This window comes from Streptomyces sp. HUAS MG91, from assembly GCF_040529335.1.
GTDB classification, from domain to species: Bacteria; Actinomycetota; Actinomycetes; order Streptomycetales; family Streptomycetaceae; genus Streptomyces; species Streptomyces tabacisoli.
In genome coordinates this window covers 5,912,551-5,928,011 of record NZ_CP159534.1, presented here as the reverse complement: position 1 = coordinate 5,928,011, position 15,461 = coordinate 5,912,551, and the positions used below count along the sequence as shown (strand labels likewise).

General features: G+C 73.1%; 11 protein-coding genes. 2 read left to right on the top strand and 9 right to left on the bottom strand.

Annotated features, from left to right (window positions below):
* Nucleotides 1-179: 179 nt before the first annotated feature.
* Together ABII15_RS27055 and ABII15_RS27050 are read right to left on the bottom strand one after the other, a co-directional pair.
* Nucleotides 180-2,951, bottom strand: a complete 2,772-nt coding sequence (locus tag ABII15_RS27055) for an EAL domain-containing protein (RefSeq protein ID WP_353947216.1) — start codon at nucleotides 2,949-2,951, stop codon at nucleotides 180-182.
* 537 nt (nucleotides 2,952-3,488) lie between these two features.
* Nucleotides 3,489-4,427: a 2-hydroxyacid dehydrogenase gene (locus tag ABII15_RS27050; RefSeq protein WP_353944877.1), complete on the bottom strand. Its 939-nt coding sequence runs from the start codon at nucleotides 4,425-4,427 to the stop codon at nucleotides 3,489-3,491.
* A 124-nt stretch (nucleotides 4,428-4,551) separates the two neighbouring features.
* Between ABII15_RS27050 and ABII15_RS27045 the strand changes: the two genes are divergently transcribed.
* Together ABII15_RS27045 and ABII15_RS27040 are read left to right on the top strand one after the other, a co-directional pair.
* Nucleotides 4,552-5,517, top strand: a complete 966-nt coding sequence (locus ABII15_RS27045; protein ID WP_353947215.1) for an aldo/keto reductase — start codon at nucleotides 4,552-4,554, stop codon at nucleotides 5,515-5,517.
* Nucleotides 5,518-5,635: 118 nt separating this feature from the next.
* Nucleotides 5,636-6,802: a PQQ-dependent sugar dehydrogenase gene (locus ABII15_RS27040; RefSeq protein ID WP_353944876.1), complete on the top strand. Its 1,167-nt coding sequence runs from the start codon at nucleotides 5,636-5,638 to the stop codon at nucleotides 6,800-6,802.
* Here ABII15_RS27040 and ABII15_RS27035 read toward each other — a convergent pair.
* The 7 genes from ABII15_RS27035 to ABII15_RS27005 all read right to left on the bottom strand — a co-directional run bounded on the left by ABII15_RS27035 (nucleotide 6,795) and on the right by ABII15_RS27005 (nucleotide 15,448).
* Nucleotides 6,795-6,995, bottom strand: coding sequence for a DUF6191 domain-containing protein (locus ABII15_RS27035; protein ID WP_353944875.1), 201 nt, complete (start codon nucleotides 6,993-6,995; stop codon nucleotides 6,795-6,797). The genes ABII15_RS27040 and ABII15_RS27035 overlap by 8 nt on opposite strands.
* Nucleotides 6,996-7,072: 77 nt before the next feature.
* On the bottom strand, nucleotides 7,073-10,126 hold the full coding sequence (locus ABII15_RS27030; protein WP_353947214.1) for an AAA family ATPase: 3,054 nt from the start codon (nucleotides 10,124-10,126) through the stop codon (nucleotides 7,073-7,075).
* Between the two features lie 140 nt (nucleotides 10,127-10,266).
* On the bottom strand, nucleotides 10,267-10,458 hold the full coding sequence (locus ABII15_RS27025; RefSeq protein WP_353944874.1) for a hypothetical protein: 192 nt from the start codon (nucleotides 10,456-10,458) through the stop codon (nucleotides 10,267-10,269).
* Nucleotides 10,459-10,632: 174 nt separating this feature from the next.
* Nucleotides 10,633-11,241, bottom strand: a complete 609-nt coding sequence (locus ABII15_RS27020) for a hypothetical protein (RefSeq protein WP_353944873.1) — start codon at nucleotides 11,239-11,241, stop codon at nucleotides 10,633-10,635.
* Between the two features lie 35 nt (nucleotides 11,242-11,276).
* Complete coding sequence (locus ABII15_RS27015) at nucleotides 11,277-11,846, bottom strand: GNAT family protein (protein WP_353944872.1); 570 nt, start codon at nucleotides 11,844-11,846, stop codon at nucleotides 11,277-11,279.
* The gene (locus ABII15_RS27010) at nucleotides 11,824-14,043 is read right to left on the bottom strand and encodes an MMPL family transporter (protein WP_353944871.1); all 2,220 of its coding nucleotides are present in this window, start codon (nucleotides 14,041-14,043) and stop codon (nucleotides 11,824-11,826) included. Before ABII15_RS27010 ends, ABII15_RS27015 begins: the two co-directional genes overlap by 23 nt.
* A 172-nt stretch (nucleotides 14,044-14,215) precedes the next feature.
* On the bottom strand, nucleotides 14,216-15,448 hold the full coding sequence (locus ABII15_RS27005) for an SLC13 family permease (protein WP_353947213.1): 1,233 nt from the start codon (nucleotides 15,446-15,448) through the stop codon (nucleotides 14,216-14,218).
* Between the last annotated feature and the right edge of the window lie 13 nt (nucleotides 15,449-15,461).

Sequence of the window (15,461 nt, the reverse complement as noted above, 5' to 3'; positions counted from 1 at the left end):
CTGTCCCGGTGCAACAAAAAACCCCTCGTGCCGGGAGGCAAGCGAGGGGAGCGCGCCGGGTGCGGTCGCTGGGGATTCCGATGTCCGAACCGGTGGTCCCAGCTTCAGCCGACGCGCTTTCCAAGTACGAGAATTCGGGTGCGCATGGCACTGACCCTCCCCCCGGCGCCCAGTCACTGTCAAGTGGGTGGGACGGGAGTCTCATTATGTGAGCGCAGGGGTGGCCCGCCCACGAACACCGGCTCGATCGGCCCCAGCGGAACCGGGTACTCCCCCGAGACCAGCGCGCGGCGCAGCCGGTACTCGTCGAGCGGTCCCGAGAACGCCATGCCCTGCCCGTGCGTGCACCCCATCGACCGCAGCGCCACGACCTGTTCGGGCAGGTCGACGCCGTCGGCCACGGAGGTGAGCCCGAGGTCTCCGGCGATCCTGAGCAGCCCGCTGGTGATCTTGTGGAGCCGGGCCGACTCGACGACGCCCTCGACGAGCGACCGGTCCAGTTTCAGTACGTCGACGGGGAGTCGGCGCAGCGCCGTGATGGCCGCATAGCCGCTGCCGAAACCGTCCAGCGCGATCCGGACACCGAGCCTGCGCAGCGCCGTGAGCCGCCGCTCCAGCTCGTCGAGGGGCACCCTGGGGTCACTGTCGGCCAGCTCGATGATGAGCGCGCCCGAGGGCAGGCCGTGCCGGGTCAGCAGCGCCTCGATGGAGCCGAGCGGCATGGAGCGGTCGAGCAGCCGGCGCGCCGTGATCCGCACGGCGACCGGGACGGCGTGGCCGGTGTGGCCGCGCTCGGCGGCCTGCTCGACGGCCTCCTCCAGCATCCAGCGCCCCAGTTCGGCGGTGCGCTCGCCGTCGTCGGCCACCCGCAGGAACTCGGCGGGGGTGAACAGGATGCCCTGCGCGGAGCGCCAGCGGGCCTGTGCGGCGACCGCCGTGATCCGGCCGTCGTCGAGCGACACGACCGGCTGGTGCAGCAGCGCGAACTCGCCGTCGTGCAGCGCCGTGCGCAGCCGGGTCGCCAGCTCCGCCTTGCGGACGACGTCGGCCTGCATCTGCGGCGCGTACAGCTCCACGCGCCCCTTGCCGGCCGCCTTGGCGCGGTACATGGCCAGGTCGGCGTTGCGCAGCAGTTCGCCCGCCGTGATCTCGGGCTCGGCGAACGAGACGCCGATGGACGCGGCGACGCGCACATTGTCGTGCCCGTCGATCGAGTAGGGCTGGGAGAGCCTGATTCTCAGCCGGTCGGCCAGCTCGTAGATGTGCTGCTCCCTGGCGGTGTGGTCGCGGCTTCCGTCGCCGACGATCAGTGCCGCGAACTCGTCACCGCCGAGACGAGCCGCGGTGTCTGAGGCGCGTACGGAGTCGGCCAGCCTTCTTGCCGCCTGCACGAGCAGTTCGTCGCCCGCCTGGTGGCCGATCGTGTCGTTGACCTGTTTGAAGCCGTCGAGGTCGATGAAGAGCACGGCGGTGCCGCGGTCCGTGGCCCGCCGCCCGGCGAGGGCCTGGCCGACCCGCTTGGTGAACAGCGCGCGGTTGGGCAGGTCGGTGAGCGGGTCGTGCTCGGCGTTGTGCTGCAACTGCGCCTGGAGGCGCACCCGTTCGGTCACGTCCCTGCTGTTGAGGATCAGGCCGCCGTGGTGGCGGTTGACCGTGGACTCCACGTTCAGCCAGGAGCCCGTGCCGGAGCGGAAGCGGCACTCGATGCGGGTGGTGGGCTCCTCGACCTGGCTCGCGGCGAGGAACCTGCGCACCTCGTGCACCACTCGCCCCAGGTCCTCGGGGTGGATGATCGAGGCCAGCTCGGACCCGACGAGTTCCTCCGCGTCGCGGCCGTAGACCCCGGCGGCGGCCGGGCTGACGTATCTCAGCACCCCGTTCGGCGCGGCGATCATGATGACGTCGCTGGAGCCCTGCACCAGGGACCGGAAGTGGTTCTCCTTCTGGGCCAGTTCCTGGGTGAGGGTGATGTTGTCGAGGAGCATGATGCCCTGGCGCACGACGAGCGCCAGCACGACGGTGCAGGCGGTGAAGAGGACGATCCGGTCGACGCTGTGCCCGTTCAGGACGTTGTAGAGAATGCCCAGGGTGCAGATGGCGGCGGCCAGATAGGGCGTGAGCGCGGCCAGCGAGCCCGAGATGGGCCGGGTCTGGCTCACCTGGTAGCGCCGCGCCCCGCCCGCGGGGTGCTCCTCCTGGGGGGTCCTGCCCCCGCCGCTCACCCAGGGCGCGTACGCCATCAGCAGCGAGCCGGCGAACCAGCCCGCGTCGAGGATCTCGCCCGAGCGGTACGTGGCGTGCAGCAGCGGCGAGGTGAACAGGGCGTCGCACATCACCGTGAGGGCGAGCGCGCCGATCGCCGTGTTCACCGCCGTGCGGTTGCCGGGCGAGCGCCGGAAGTGCAGGGCGAGGACCATGCTGACGAGCGCGATGTCGAGCAGCGGATAGGCGAGCGAGAGCGCCGTCCTGCTGACGCTCTGGCCCTCGAACTCGGCGGTGTGCGCGAGGGCGAGGCTCCAGGAGAGCGTGATCAGGGAGCCGGCGATCAGCCACGCGTCGAGCCCGAGGCAGATCCAGCCGGCCTTCGTCATGGGCCGCTTGGCGAGGACCAGCAGCCCGATGATGGCGGGCGGCGCGAAGCAGAGGAAGAACACGTCGGCGAGGCTGGGGCTGGGCACGGGCTCGTGGAGGACGAACTCGTACCAGCCCCACACCCCGTTGCCCAGAGCGGCCATCAGGGAGGAGAAGGCGAACAGGAGCCAGGCGGATCGAAAACGGCTGCGCCGGCTGCGGGCGTACAGGAAGTTCGAGACGGCCGCGGTGGCGGCGGCGACGCTCAGCCCGAAGTCGCCCATGAACAGGGCGATCCGGTCGGAGCCCCAGCCGAGCGCGGAGCCCACGGCGTACCCCGCGCAGACCAGGACGAGCAGCAACTGCGAGCCCGCGCCCATCCGGTGCTCGGGGGGCCGGGCGGGCAGCGGCCCGCCGGTGCGCAGCGGGGCGCCGAGCGCCGCGGCCGACGCCGCCTTGGCGGTCACCGGCCCGCCCCCGTCCGCCGGGCCGCCCCCACGTCTGTCTTGCTCTGCCCGGGCTGCGGATGCTTTCTGCGGCCGCCGCGCGGTCCGCTCCGGTACGTATGACCCCTGCGGCAGCCGGTACTTCGCCCGTGCACGGGCGAACGTGAGGACCGGCATAGCAGCCGTCGTCCCCGCCGCGTCGGATTGTGTGCCCATAGGCCGTGCATCGCCCGTCGCCCCCCTCGCAGTCCGTCACAAGTCCCCGGCGCCGCATGGTGCCGAGCGGCGCTGCCCCAGTCGGGACGATACACCAGTCTCGTCACTCAGGGACATAGTTCCTCTACTCTCCGTGACGACCAGCGACGATGGCGGCACGGGGTGCAGCCGGGCGGGCGCGGAGCGTCAGCACCCGGGTGCGCGCGCCCGCACGGGAGGGATCCGTGGGGCCCGCGGGACGCCTGTCGGCCGCTGTCAGCCGACGGTGAGCACGAGGTTGTCGAGGGGTCTGCCCTCGGCGAACCGGGTCAGCTGAGCGGCGAGCAGCCGCTTGGCGCGGGGCAGGAAGGCGGACGTGGGTCCGCCGACGTGCGGGGAGATGAGCACTCCCGGAGCCTGCCACAACGGATGGTCCCGGGGCAGCGGTTCGGGGTCGGTGACGTCCAGGGCGGCCAGGATCCGGCCGTTGTCGACCTCGGCGAGCAGTGCCTTGGTGTCGACGACGGGGCCGCGCCCGACGTTCACCAGGAGCGCGCCGTCCTTGAGGCGGGCCAGGAAGTCGGCGCCCACCAGGCCGCGGGTGTCCTCGGTGAGCGGGGTGACGACGATGACGACGTCGGCCTCGGGCAGCAGACCGGGCAGGTCGGCGAGCGCGTGCACGGGGCCGCGCTCCGTGGTGCGGGCGGAGCGTGCGACGCGCACCACCCGCGCGACCTCGAACGGGACGAGCCGGTCCTCGATGGCGCTGCCGATGGCGCCGTAGCCCAGGATGAGCACCGTCCGGTCGGCGAGCGCCGGGCGGAATCCGGTGCGCCACTCGCCGTGCTCCTGGCCGCGCACGAAGTCCGGGATGCCGCGCAGCGAGGCGAGGGTGAGAGTGAGCGCGAGTTCGGCGGTGCTGGCGTCGTGCACCCCCCGGGCGTTGCACAACTGCACGCCGGGGCGCAGGTACTTGAGCCCGGACTGCACGTGGTCCACCCCCGCGGTGAGGGTCTGCACCGTGTGGACGGACGTCATCCGCGGCAGCGGGCGTACGCAGACCTCGGCGCTCTTCGCGTACGGAACGACGTAGAACGCGCAGTCGGCCGGGTCCGCCGGAAAGTCGGAGTCACCGTCCCAGAAGCGGTAGTCGAGCCCCTCGGGCAGCCCGGGGACCTCGTCGGCGGGGAAGGGGAGCCATACGTCACCAGTCATGGTCAGGAGGCTATGTCAGAGCGCTCGGGGCGCAGAGGTTAGGTTGGTGGCCTCAGCGAGGGAGGGTCACGGGCACGTGGAGCCAGGAGGTGCGCGCCGGGCGATCGGCGCCGCGGCGCTCGAGGTGGGCGCGGTCGGACTCGGCTGCATGCCGATGAACTGGGCGTACACCGGCTCGCGGCGGCGCGGGGAGGAGTCCCTGCGGGCGGTGCACACGGCGTTGGACCGGGGGTGCTCGCTGCTCGACACGGCGGACATGTACGGGCCGTTCACCAATGAGCTGCTGCTCGGCCGGGTCCTCAAGGAGCGGCGCGCGGACGCGTTCGTGTCGACCAAGGTGGGGCTGCTCGTCGGTGAGCAGCACATCGTCGCCAACGGCCGCCCGGGGTACGTGCGCAGGGCCTGCGACGCGTCGCTGCGGCGGCTCCAGACGGACCGCATCGACCTGTACCAACTGCACCGCCCCGACCCCGAGGTGCCCATCGAGGAGACCTGGGGCGCGATGGCGGAGCTGGTGAGCGCCGGCAAGGTGCGCGCGCTCGGGCTGTGCGCGGTGGGGGCGCGGGCCACGCGCCGCGACGGCCGTGACGGGCTGCATGCCGGAACGATTCGGCAACTGGAGCGGATCCAGCAGGTCTTCCCGGTGAGCGCGGTGATGGCCGAGCTGTCCGTGTGGTCGCCGGAGGCGCTCGCGGCGCTGCTGCCGTGGTGCGCGGCGCGCGGTGTGGGGTTCCTGGCGGCGATGCCGCTCGGCAACGGCTTCCTGAGCGGGACGCTCACCCCGGGCCAGGGCTTCGAGCCCGACGACGTACGCGCCCGGCACCCGCGCTTCACCGCCGAGATGATGGCCGCGAACCAGCCCGTCGTGGCGGGGCTGCGCCGGGTCGCGGCGCGGCACGGCGCGGACGTGACGCCGGCCCAGGTGGCGCTGGCCTGGGTGCTGTCGCGCGGGCGCACCGTGATCCCCGTACCGGGCACGAAGCACGAGCGGTGGGCGGCCGAGAACGCGGCGGCGGCGCACCTGTCGCTGACGGACGCCGATCTGGCGGAGATCGCGGGGCTGCCCCCGGCGCGGGGCTCCTGGGACTGACCCGTCGGGGGCCCGGCCGGATTCCGTGCGCGGAGATCGGGAACCCGGGCGGCGCGAGCGGTGTATGAACAGGAGAACCGCGCGCATCCCGCGCATCCCGCGTCGAAGGGACCCGACCGTGCCACGTCCAGCTGTCCGGCCCGCACTCGCCCTGGCCGCCTGCGCCGCGCTCCTGCTCACGGCGGGCTGCTCGTCCGGGGACAACGGCCGGCCCGGCGACGGGAGCACCCCGTCCGGCCGGACGGCGCCCGGCGCCAGCGCCTCCGGGTCGTCGGGCGCCGTGCCGCCGGCCGAGGGCTCGGTGCGCGTGGTGCGCACGGTCACCGAGAACCTGAAGTCACCGTGGGGGCTCGCCCCGCTGCCCGAGGGCGGGCTGCTCGTGTCGTCCCGCGACGAGGGGACGATCACCAGAGTGGACACGGACACCGGGAAGAAGACCGTGGCGGGCTCGGTGCCCGGGGTGGCGGCGGCCGGCGAGGGCGGCCTCCTCGGCCTCGCGCTCTCCCCCGACTACGCCTCGGACCACCTGGTCTACGCGTACTTCACGACGGCGTCGGACAACCGCGTCGCACGGATGGTCTACGACGAGAAGAAGCCCGCGGGCGAGCGGCTGGGCGCGCCGGACACGGTGTTCAAGGGCATCCCCAAGGGCACGAACCACAACGGCGGCCGGATCGCGTTCGGCCCCGACGGCATGCTCTACGTCGGCACCGGCGAGACGTACCGCACCGAACTGGCGCAGGACAAGCAGTCCACGGGCGGCAAGATCCTGCGGCTGACGCCGGAGGGGGAGCCCGCTCCGGGCAATCCCTTCGGCGACTCCCCCGTGTACTCGTACGGGCACCGCAACGTGCAGGGGCTGGCCTGGGACTCCGGCAAGCGGCTGTGGGCCTCGGAGTTCGGCCAGGACACCTGGGACGAGCTGAACGACATCGTGGCCGGTGACGACTACGGCTGGCCGGACGCCGAGGGGAAGAGCGGCGACTCCGAGTACCACGACCCGATCGCCCAGTGGCACACCTCGGAGGCGTCGCCCAGCGGCATCGCGTATGCGAAGGGTTCGATCTGGATGGCGGGCCTGCGGGGCGAGCGGCTGTGGCGGGTGCCGCTGGACGGTACGAAGGCCGCGCACGATCCGCAGGCGTTCCTCAAGGGCGAGTACGGGCGGCTGCGCACGGTGGTCGCGGCGGGCGGGGACAGGCTGTGGCTGGTGACGAGCGAGACGGACAGCCGGGGCACACCGGGCAAGGGTGACGACCGGATCCTGGAGCTGAAGGTCAGCTGACCTCGTCGCCGTCGTCGCCGTCGGCCGCGTCGGCGGGCTCCGGACGCGGCCGGCGGACGACGACCTTGCCCGAGGTGAGGTCTATCGGGCCGCGGCCGGGATCGCCGTCGTTGAGGTCGACGCGGGTCAGCTCCAGGCGCTTGCGCTCGTCGTTCGTGTGCTTGCGTCCGGGTGAGAACAGTTCCTCGAACATGTTGAACACGGTGCGCCTCCCCTGGCTCGTGCGGCCGGGCTCCGCCGTCCAGCGTACGGGAGGGCCCGGCGCCGGCCTCAGCTCCGGACCGCCGGGAAGAGGCGCAGCCGGTGGGCGAGCGCGGCGGCCTCGCCGCGGCCCGCGACTCCCAGCTTGGCCAGGATGTTGGAGACGTGGACGCTGGCCGTCTTCGGCGAGATGAACAACTCCTCGGCGATCTGCCGGTTGCTGCGGCCCGCGGTGACCAGGCGCAGCACATCGCGCTCGCGGCTGGTCAGGCCCAGCTCCCCGGCGGGGTCGGCCGGGGCGTCCCGGCGCGGCGCGTCCCGGGTGAGGCCGATGCGGGCGCGCTGGGCGAGCAGGGCGACGGACTCGGCGAGCGGGCGGGCGCCGAGGTGGTCCGCGACCGCGGCGGCGAGGCGGAGCAGCTCGGTGGCCCGGTCGCGGTCGTCGTCCTCGGCGCGGGCCAGCAGCGACGCGGCGAGCCGGTACCGGGCGCGGGCCAGGTCGTAGGGGCGGTCGAGGGGTTCGAGCACGGTGACGGTGGCGGACCAGTCGTCGGGGGTGTCGCGGCCCTCGGCGCGCAGCAGCTCGGTGCGGACCCACTGGTCGTGGGCGAGCCAGAGCGGGACGGGCGTGGCCTGGTGCTTGGCGGCGGCCCGGATCCGGGCGACGGCCTCGGCGCGTCCGGCGTCGGCGGCGGGCAGGCCCCGGGCGTCGGCCTCGGCCTCGGCGGCGGTGCGCAGCAGGGGCCACAGGTAGCGCTGGCTGGAGGGCGGCAGCCCGGCGTCGACGATCCGGGCCAGGTCGGCGCGGGCGTCGAGGAGTCGGCCCTGGGCGACGGCCAGTTCGACGACGCGGTGGGCGATCGGCAGGTCGTACTGCGGCTGCGGGTCGTGGGTGCCGACGCAGCGCTGTGCGGCGGTGAGGTGCCGGGCCGCCTCCTGGAGGGCGCCGCGGCCGAGGGCGACGGCGGCGAGCTGGGTCAGGGCGGTGGCGCGCGGCTTGTCGCTCAGGCAGAAGTCGTGCGCCCACCCGGCCGCGTCGACGGCCTCGTCCCAACGGCCCAGGGAGACCAGGGACTCGGCCTTGTTGGAGACGATCCAGCCCTTGGTGTCGGTGAGGCCGTGACGGTGGTAGAAGGCGACGCCCTCGACGCAGATGCGCACGGACTCGGCGGAGCGGCCCGCGCTCTCCAGGGCGGAGGGCAGGTTGACGTTCACGTTGTTGATCCGGGCCATCAGGCCCAGCTCCATGGAGCGCTCGCGCACCTCGTACAGCTCGGCGAAGCCCTGCTCGACGGAGCCCGCGTCGACGAGGAGGCCGCCGCGCACCAGGCGGGCGTGCAGCTCGACCTCCTGGTCGCCGACCATGCGGGCGTACTCCACGGCCCGCTCGGCGGCGGCCAGCGTCTCGGCGCCCGGGCGGTGCAGCATGCCCCAGGCGGCGGCGTGTGCCAGGACCTCGGCGTGCACGGCGGACGGCGGCAGTCCGCGGACCAGCTCCTGCGCCTTGGCGATCTCGTCCCAGCCGTTGCCCCGGGCGATGTGGGAGATGATCCGCGAGCGCTGGAGCCAGAACCAGGCGGCGAGCAGCGGGTCGCCCGCGCCGTCGGCCGCGGCGTCCTCCAGGATGCGGATGGCGCGCTTGCCGATCTTCAGGGCGCGCTCGCGCTCCCCGCACAGCCGGCCCGCGTCGGCGGCCTCGGCCATCAGGTCGAGGAAGTCGAGCCGGGTCTCGGCCGGGTCGCAGCCGCAGGAGCGGTAGGCCGAGGCGTAGTGGCCCATGCGCAGTGCGGAGCGGATCTCCTGCGGTGTGCCGTCCCACAGCTCCATCGCCCGCTCCAGGAGCCGCAGTTGCTCGGAGTAGGCGTGCCGGCGGCGGGCCTCCACGGAGGCGTCGAGGACGGCGGGCAGCGCCTTGGCCGCGTCGTGGGCGTGGTACCAGTAGCTGGCCAGGCGCATCACGCGGGAGTCGGCGGGGACCAGCGCCGGGTCGGCCTCCAGGGCTTCGGCGTAGCGGCGGTTGATGCGGGAGCGCTCGCCGGGCAGCAGGTCGTCGCTGACCGCCTCGCGGACCAGGGAGTGGCGGAAGCGGTAGCCGTCGCCGTCCGTGGTGGCGAGCAGGATGTTGGCGCCGACGGCGGCGCGCAGCGCCTCGATGAGGGCGTCGGCGCCGAGGCCCGCGACGGCTTCGAGCAGCGGGTACTCGACGGTGGAGCCGCCCTCGGCGCAGATCCGGGCGATGCGCTGGGCGGACTCGGGCAGGGATTCGACGCGGACGAGCAGCACGTCGCGCAGCGAGTCGGTGAGACCGGTGACGCAGCCCTCGGCCGCGGAGACGGCCAGTTCCTCGACGAAGAAGGCGTTGCCGTCGGAGCGGCGGAAGATGTCGTCGACGAGGGAGCGCTCGGGTTCGGCGGCGATGATGCCGGCGATCTGGCGGGCCACCTCGTCACGGGTGAGCCGGGCCAGTTCGATCCGGGTGACGGTGCGCAGCCGGTCGAGCTCGGCGAGCAGGGGGCGCAGCGGGTGGCGGCGGTGCACGTCGTCCGCGCGGTAGGTGGCGACGACGGCGAGACGGCCGCTGCGCAGGGTGCGGAAGAGGTAGGCGAGGAGGTGGCGGGTGGAGGCGTCCGCCCAGTGCAGGTCCTCCAGGACGACCACGACGGTGCGCTCGGCGGCGACCTGTTCGAGCAGTCGGGCGGTCAGTTCGAAGAGCAGGGCGGTGGCGCTCTCGTCGCCGCGGCCGTCGCGCTGACGGGTCAGGCCGTCGCCCAGTTCCGGCAGGATGCGGGCCAGTTCGTCCTCGCGTCCGGCGGCGGCCCGGTCCAGCTCGTCGGGCAGGGCGCGGCGCAGCGCGCGCAGGGCGGTGGAGAACGGGGCGAACGGCAGGCCGTCGGCGCCGATCTCGACGCAGCCGCCGGTGACGACGACGGCGCCGCGCGCGCAGGCGCTCGCGGCGAACTCCTCGACGAGCCGGGTCTTGCCGACGCCGGCCTCCCCGCCGAGCAGCAGGGCCTGCGGCTCGCCGGCGTCCGCGCGGCCGAGTGCGGTGTGCAATATGCCCAGTTCGTCGGCGCGGCCGACGAACACCGGGCTGACGGACCTGGTCTCCACATCGCCGAGCATCGCATACGCGTCCGACAGCCCGGCACTGGTTTCCGCCGCGAGCGGAGCGTCCGTCCCGGACGACGGGAAGGGGAGGGCGGCAGCCGTGCCGTCCTCCCCTTCCGCCCGTGCCCCCGTGTCCCGGGAGCGGGGCACCGTGTTCACGCCGTTCGGGCGTAGCGCGTGCGACGCTGACCGCCGGTAGTCACCGGCCCCTCGGCGTCCGTGGCGGTGGAACTCCGCTCCGCCTTGCGGGCCTTGCGGCCCGCGAGGGCGGCCCGCGCCAGGCGGTGCTCGTCGGCCTGCCGGATGAGTTCGGCGGAGCGGATCCGGTGCATCTCGTACTCGAACATCTCGTCTCCCTGGTGACGATCGGTGTGGCTCTCGCGGTGTGTTCCGCGATGCCTCAACTCTCGTTTCCCAGGGGGGTGCGGCACATCGGGAGAGTGCCGCATCCGCGGGCGCCGGGATGCCTTATCCGGCCCCTTCAGGTCCTTAGGCGCCTCATAAGGGCCTTAGGACGTGCCTCAGCTGGTCTTGGGCAGCCCGAGGAGGAGGTCCGAGTACTTGGCGACGGCGAGCAGCAGGCCGAGGACGCCGAGCGAGACCCCGGCCCACGCCACGGACTTGATCCAGATCGCCTGCGGCCGGCCGGGTGCCCCGAAGGCGGGCCTGACCAGGACGAACGCGCCGACGAGCAGGGCGATCAGGGAGAAGACCCCGCCGACCACGGCGGCGGCGTGCCAGGAGTCGCCGTAGACCTCGGAGACCTGGGTGGCGACGCTGGCGGACTGCGAGGTGTTGAGCTGGCCGATGAGGGATTCGCGGGCGGAGGCGACGGTGCCGAGCCAGCTGCCGCTCATCGCGATCACGCCGAGGCCGACGGAGACGATGGCCGCCGCGCCCTGACCGACCCCGGAGGGGCGGTCCGCCTCGGCGTTCTCCTTGGCCAGCCGGGCCAGTTCGGCCTCGGCCGCCGCCTCGGCGGCCTCGTCGTCCTCGGTGGCCCCGGCCTCGGGGGCGGCGTTCTCGGCGGCCTCGGGCTCGGTGGCCTCGGTGGTCTCGGCGGTCTCCTGGGAGGGGGCGTCCTCCTCCCGGATCTCTGCGTCGCGCTGCGCGTCAGTCTTCGTAGTCATGCTGCGCACCGTACGGACGCTGTCTGAGCGTTCTCTTAACGTTCCTTGTGCGCGTCGCGTGCGCTGCGCCACTCCGGGGCGAGCAGCGACCAGACCTCCAGGTCATGGCGTTTCCCGCGCCATTCGTGTGCCTCGCGCCGCACGCCGTCCTTGCGGAAGCCGAGGCGCTGGGCCACCTTCAGGCTCGCGGTGTTCCCGGACGCGGCCACCCATTCCACCCGGTGGATGCCGCGCTCCTCGACGACCCACTCCAGCAGGACGCGCATCGCCCGCGTGATCAGGCCGCGCCCGGTCGCCGCCGGTTCCAGCCAGCAGCCCACCTCGGCATTGCCCGTCGCCGCGTCGAAGTTGAGGGCGAGCACCCCGCCGACCAGCCGTCCGTCCAGCCAGATGCCGTGGTACGAGCCCGTGTCCGCGGCCCGCATGTCGGTGTAGCGCTGGAGGGTGCTCCGCGCCGAGTCGACGTCCGTGACCTGGGAGCCGAACGGGATGAACTGCCCGATGAACTCCCTCCCGCGCTCCAGGTTCGCCAGGAACTCCTCGGCGTGCCAGGTCTCCAGGGGCCGCAGTTCGGCGCCCTCGTCACCGAGCGGGATCGCGTACATCGGACTCCTTCATCTGTCGCTGTCCGGGTACGGTCACCTTCTCATGGGCGGCGCGGCACTCCGGCGGCTCGATGCTGATGCGGGGCAGGACGCGGCCGAGCCAGCGGGGCAGCCACCAGTTGGCGCCGCCGAGCAGGTGCATCAGGGCCGGCACCAGCAGGGTCCGCAGGATGAAGGCGTCCACGGCGACGGCCACCGCGAGCGCGATGCCGAACATCGCGATGACCCGGTCGCCGCTGAGCACGAAGGCCAGGAAGACCGAAATCATGATCACCGCGGCGGAGTTGATCACGCGGCTGGTCTCGGCGAGGCCGACCCGGACGGCTCGCCGGTTGTCGCCGGTCTCCAGCCATTCCTCGTACATCCTGCTGACCAGGAAGACCTGGTAGTCCATGGAGAGCCCGAAGAGGACCGACACCATGATCACGGGCAGGAAGGGCTCGATCGGCCCGGCCGCGCCGAGCCCGAGCAGTTCGCTCCCCCAGCCCCACTGGAAGATCGCGACCACGACGCCGAAGGCGGAGCAGACGGCGGCGATGTTCATGGCCGCCGCCTTCAGCGGGATGCCGAGGGACCGGAACGCGAGCAGCAGCAGGAGGCAGCCGAGTCCGACCACGGCGCCCACGAACAGCGGCAGCTTGCCGACGATGACCTCGGCGAAGTCGTCGTAGCTGGCGGTGACGCCACCGATCCGGACGTCGAGCCCGGACTGCGGTACGACGTCCGTGCGCAGGTCGTCGACGAGGTCGCTGGTCGCCCGGGACTGCGGGGCGGAGGCGGGCACGACGGTGAGGTAGGCGGCGGAGTCGTCGCCGTTGTACGTGATCGGGGAGACGGCCGCGACGTTGTCGGTGGTCCGCAGTTCGGCGGCCAGCGTCTGGACGGCGGCCTTGTCCCGGGCGCCGTCGACCTCGGTGACGAGGGTGAGCGGACCGTTGACCCCGGGCCCGAAGCCGTCGGCCAGCAGGTCGTAGGCCTGCCGGGTCGTCGCGCTCTTCGGGTTGTTGCCCTGGTCGGAGGTGCCGAGGTGGAGGGAGAGGGTGGGCAGCGCGAGGACCGTGATCACGGCGAGCGCGATGCCGCCGAGCAGCTTGGGGTGGCGCTCGACGAACGCGGCCCAGCGCGCGGCGAGCCCCGTGGGCAGTTCCGGCTCGGGCCCGTGCTCGGCGAGGCGGCGCCGCTCGCGCCGGGACAGGGCGCGCGGGCCGATGAACGACAGCAGCGCGGGCAGCAGGGTCACCGAGGCGGCGACGGTGAGCAGGACGGTGACGGAGGCGGCGACGGCGACGCCATTGAGGAAGCTCAGGTTCAGCAGCAGCATGCCGAGCAGGGCGACGCAGACGGTCGCGCCCGCGAAGACGACGGCCCGTCCGGTGGTGGCGACGGCCCGTTCGGCGGCGAGGGCCACCGGCAGCCCGCGCTTGAGGCCCTTTCTGTGCCGGGTCACGATGAACAGCGCGTAGTCGATGCCGACGCCGAGCCCGACCAGCATGCCGAGCATCGGGGCGAAGTCGGCCACGGTCATGGCGTGCCCGAGGAGCACGATCCCGGCGTACGCGGTCCCGACGCTCACCAGGGCGGTGCCGATGGGCAGCGCGGCGGCGGCGAAGGAGCCGAAGGCGAGGAAGAGCACGACGGCGGCGACCACGATTCCGATCACCTCGGACAGGTGCGCCGAGGCCGACTCGGTGAGGGCGACGGCGCTGCCGCCGAGCTCCACCTGCAGGCCGTCGGGCCCGTGCGTCTCGGCGTCCTCGGCCGTGTCGACGACCGCCCGCGCCTGGGCGGCGGGGATGTTGTCGGCCTGCTCGTCGAAGGTGACGGTCGCGTACGCGGTGTGACCGTCGGCGCTGATCAGGTCGGCGCCTCTGCTGTCGTACGGCGAGACGACGGAGGAGACCCCGGGAAGGCCGGCGATCTGGTCGAGGGTGTTGCTCATGGTCTTCTCGACGTCGGCGGCCCGGACGGTCGAGCCCTCGATGTGCCAGACGACGGTGTCGCTGTCGCCGCCGAGCCCGGAGAAGTTCTCGTCGAGGAGCTGGGTGGCCCGGCCGGATTCGGTGCCGGGTGCCTCGTAGTCGTTGGAGTACGCGGATCCGGCGACCGCGGCGGCCGCGCCGGTGCCGCCGAGCGCGAGGAGCCACAGCAGGAGGACGACGAGCCGGTGCCGTACGCACCAGCGGGCGAGGGTAGCCACAGGCGTGCTCCCAGGATGGTTCATGGATCTTTGCCAGGGAGCAGCCGCGCAAAAGGGACGAGCCCGCAAAGAACACGTGAGCAGTGGCCAGTCACTCTTACAGGCAAACGTGATCGTTTGTCTCTTTCGTGTCCTTACTCACAAGGATGTCGCGCGGCCTCACAGCTCCTTCTCAGCCGAGGAGTTGGATCCCCGCCCACAGCGCCGTGGTGGACAGGACGAGCGTGGCGGGGACGGTGAGCAGCCCGAGCCGGGTGAAGTCGCCCAGCTCGGGTTCGGTGCCGTGGGCGTGCACGATGCGCCGCCACAGCAGGGTGGCGAGCGAGCCGACGTACGTGAGGTTGGGGCCGACGTTGACGCCGATGAGCGCGGCCAGGACCGGCCCCGGGCCCGCCGGGGCGACGGCCGGGAGCAGGGCGAGCGTCGCGGGCAGATTGTTGATCAGGTTCGCGAGGAGCGCCGCGATCGCGGTGACGGCGAGCAGCGCGGGCAGCGAGGAGCCGCCGGGCAGGACGTGGCCGATGAGGTCGCCGAGCCCGTTGTCGACGACCGCCTTGACGATGACGCCGAGCGCGAGGACGAACAGGCAGAACGGCAGGTTCGCCGATCTCAGCAGCTCGCCCGGGGTGGAGTCCCGGCGGGCGAGGGCCCGTACGCCGAGCACGACGGCGCCGGCGAGGGCGGCCCACACCGGCTCGATCCCGGCGAAGGAGGTGACGGCGAACCCGGCCAGCGTGAGCGCGAGCACGGTCAGCGTGAACACCGGGACGCCGGTCGGCTCCGCCTCGTCCGGGGCGTGCGCCGGGGCGGCCAGGTCGTCGGCGAAGTACCGGCGGAAGACCAGGTACTCGACGCCGATCGCGACCAGCCAGGGCAGTGCCATGAGCCCGGCGAAGCGGGTGAAGGTGAGGCCGCTCGCGGTGAGGGCCAGCAGATTGGTGAGGTTGGAGACCGGGAGCAGGAGCGACGCGGAGTTGGCCAGGTGCGCGCTGGCGTAGACGTGCGGGCGGGGGCGCGCGCCGATCCGGGCGGCGGTGGCGAAGACGACCGGGGTGAGCAGGACGACGGTGGCGTCCAGGCTCAGGACGGCGGTGATGCCCGCGGCGACGGCGAAGACGCCGCCGAGCATGCGGGTGGGGCTGCCGTGGCAGATCCGGGCGACCGCGTCGCCCGCGGCCTTGAAGAGGCCCTCGTCGGCGCAGAGTTGCGCGAGCAGCAGGATCGCGGCGAGGAAGCCGACGACGGGGAGCAGGTCCTTGGTCTCGGACCAGGCGTGATCCGGGGTGACCCTCCCGGTGGCGATCGCCAGAGCTGCCGCGGGCACGGCGACGACGGCCTCGGGCCAGTTGCGGGGACGCGACACGGCGAAGGCCAGAGTGACAGCGAGGAGGGCGAGGGAGATCAGCACGTTCGAGCCT

Excerpts from the sequence above, each read along its gene's own strand:
- ABII15_RS27025 (WP_353944874.1), bottom strand. The coding sequence starts at position 10,458 with ATGTTCGAGTACGAGATGCACCGGATCCGCTCCGCCGAACTCATCCGG.
- ABII15_RS27030 (WP_353947214.1), bottom strand. The coding sequence starts at position 10,126 with ATGCTCGGCGATGTGGAGACCAGGTCCGTCAGCCCGGTGTTCGTCGGC.
- ABII15_RS27050 (WP_353944877.1), bottom strand. The coding sequence starts at position 4,427 with ATGACTGGTGACGTATGGCTCCCCTTCCCCGCCGACGAGGTCCCCGGG.
- ABII15_RS27055 (WP_353947216.1), bottom strand. The coding sequence starts at position 2,951 with ATGGGCGCGGGCTCGCAGTTGCTGCTCGTCCTGGTCTGCGCGGGGTAC.
- ABII15_RS27020 (WP_353944873.1), bottom strand. The coding sequence starts at position 11,241 with ATGACTACGAAGACTGACGCGCAGCGCGACGCAGAGATCCGGGAGGAG.
- ABII15_RS27015 (WP_353944872.1), bottom strand. The coding sequence starts at position 11,846 with ATGTACGCGATCCCGCTCGGTGACGAGGGCGCCGAACTGCGGCCCCTG.
- ABII15_RS27035 (WP_353944875.1), bottom strand. The coding sequence starts at position 6,995 with ATGTTCGAGGAACTGTTCTCACCCGGACGCAAGCACACGAACGACGAG.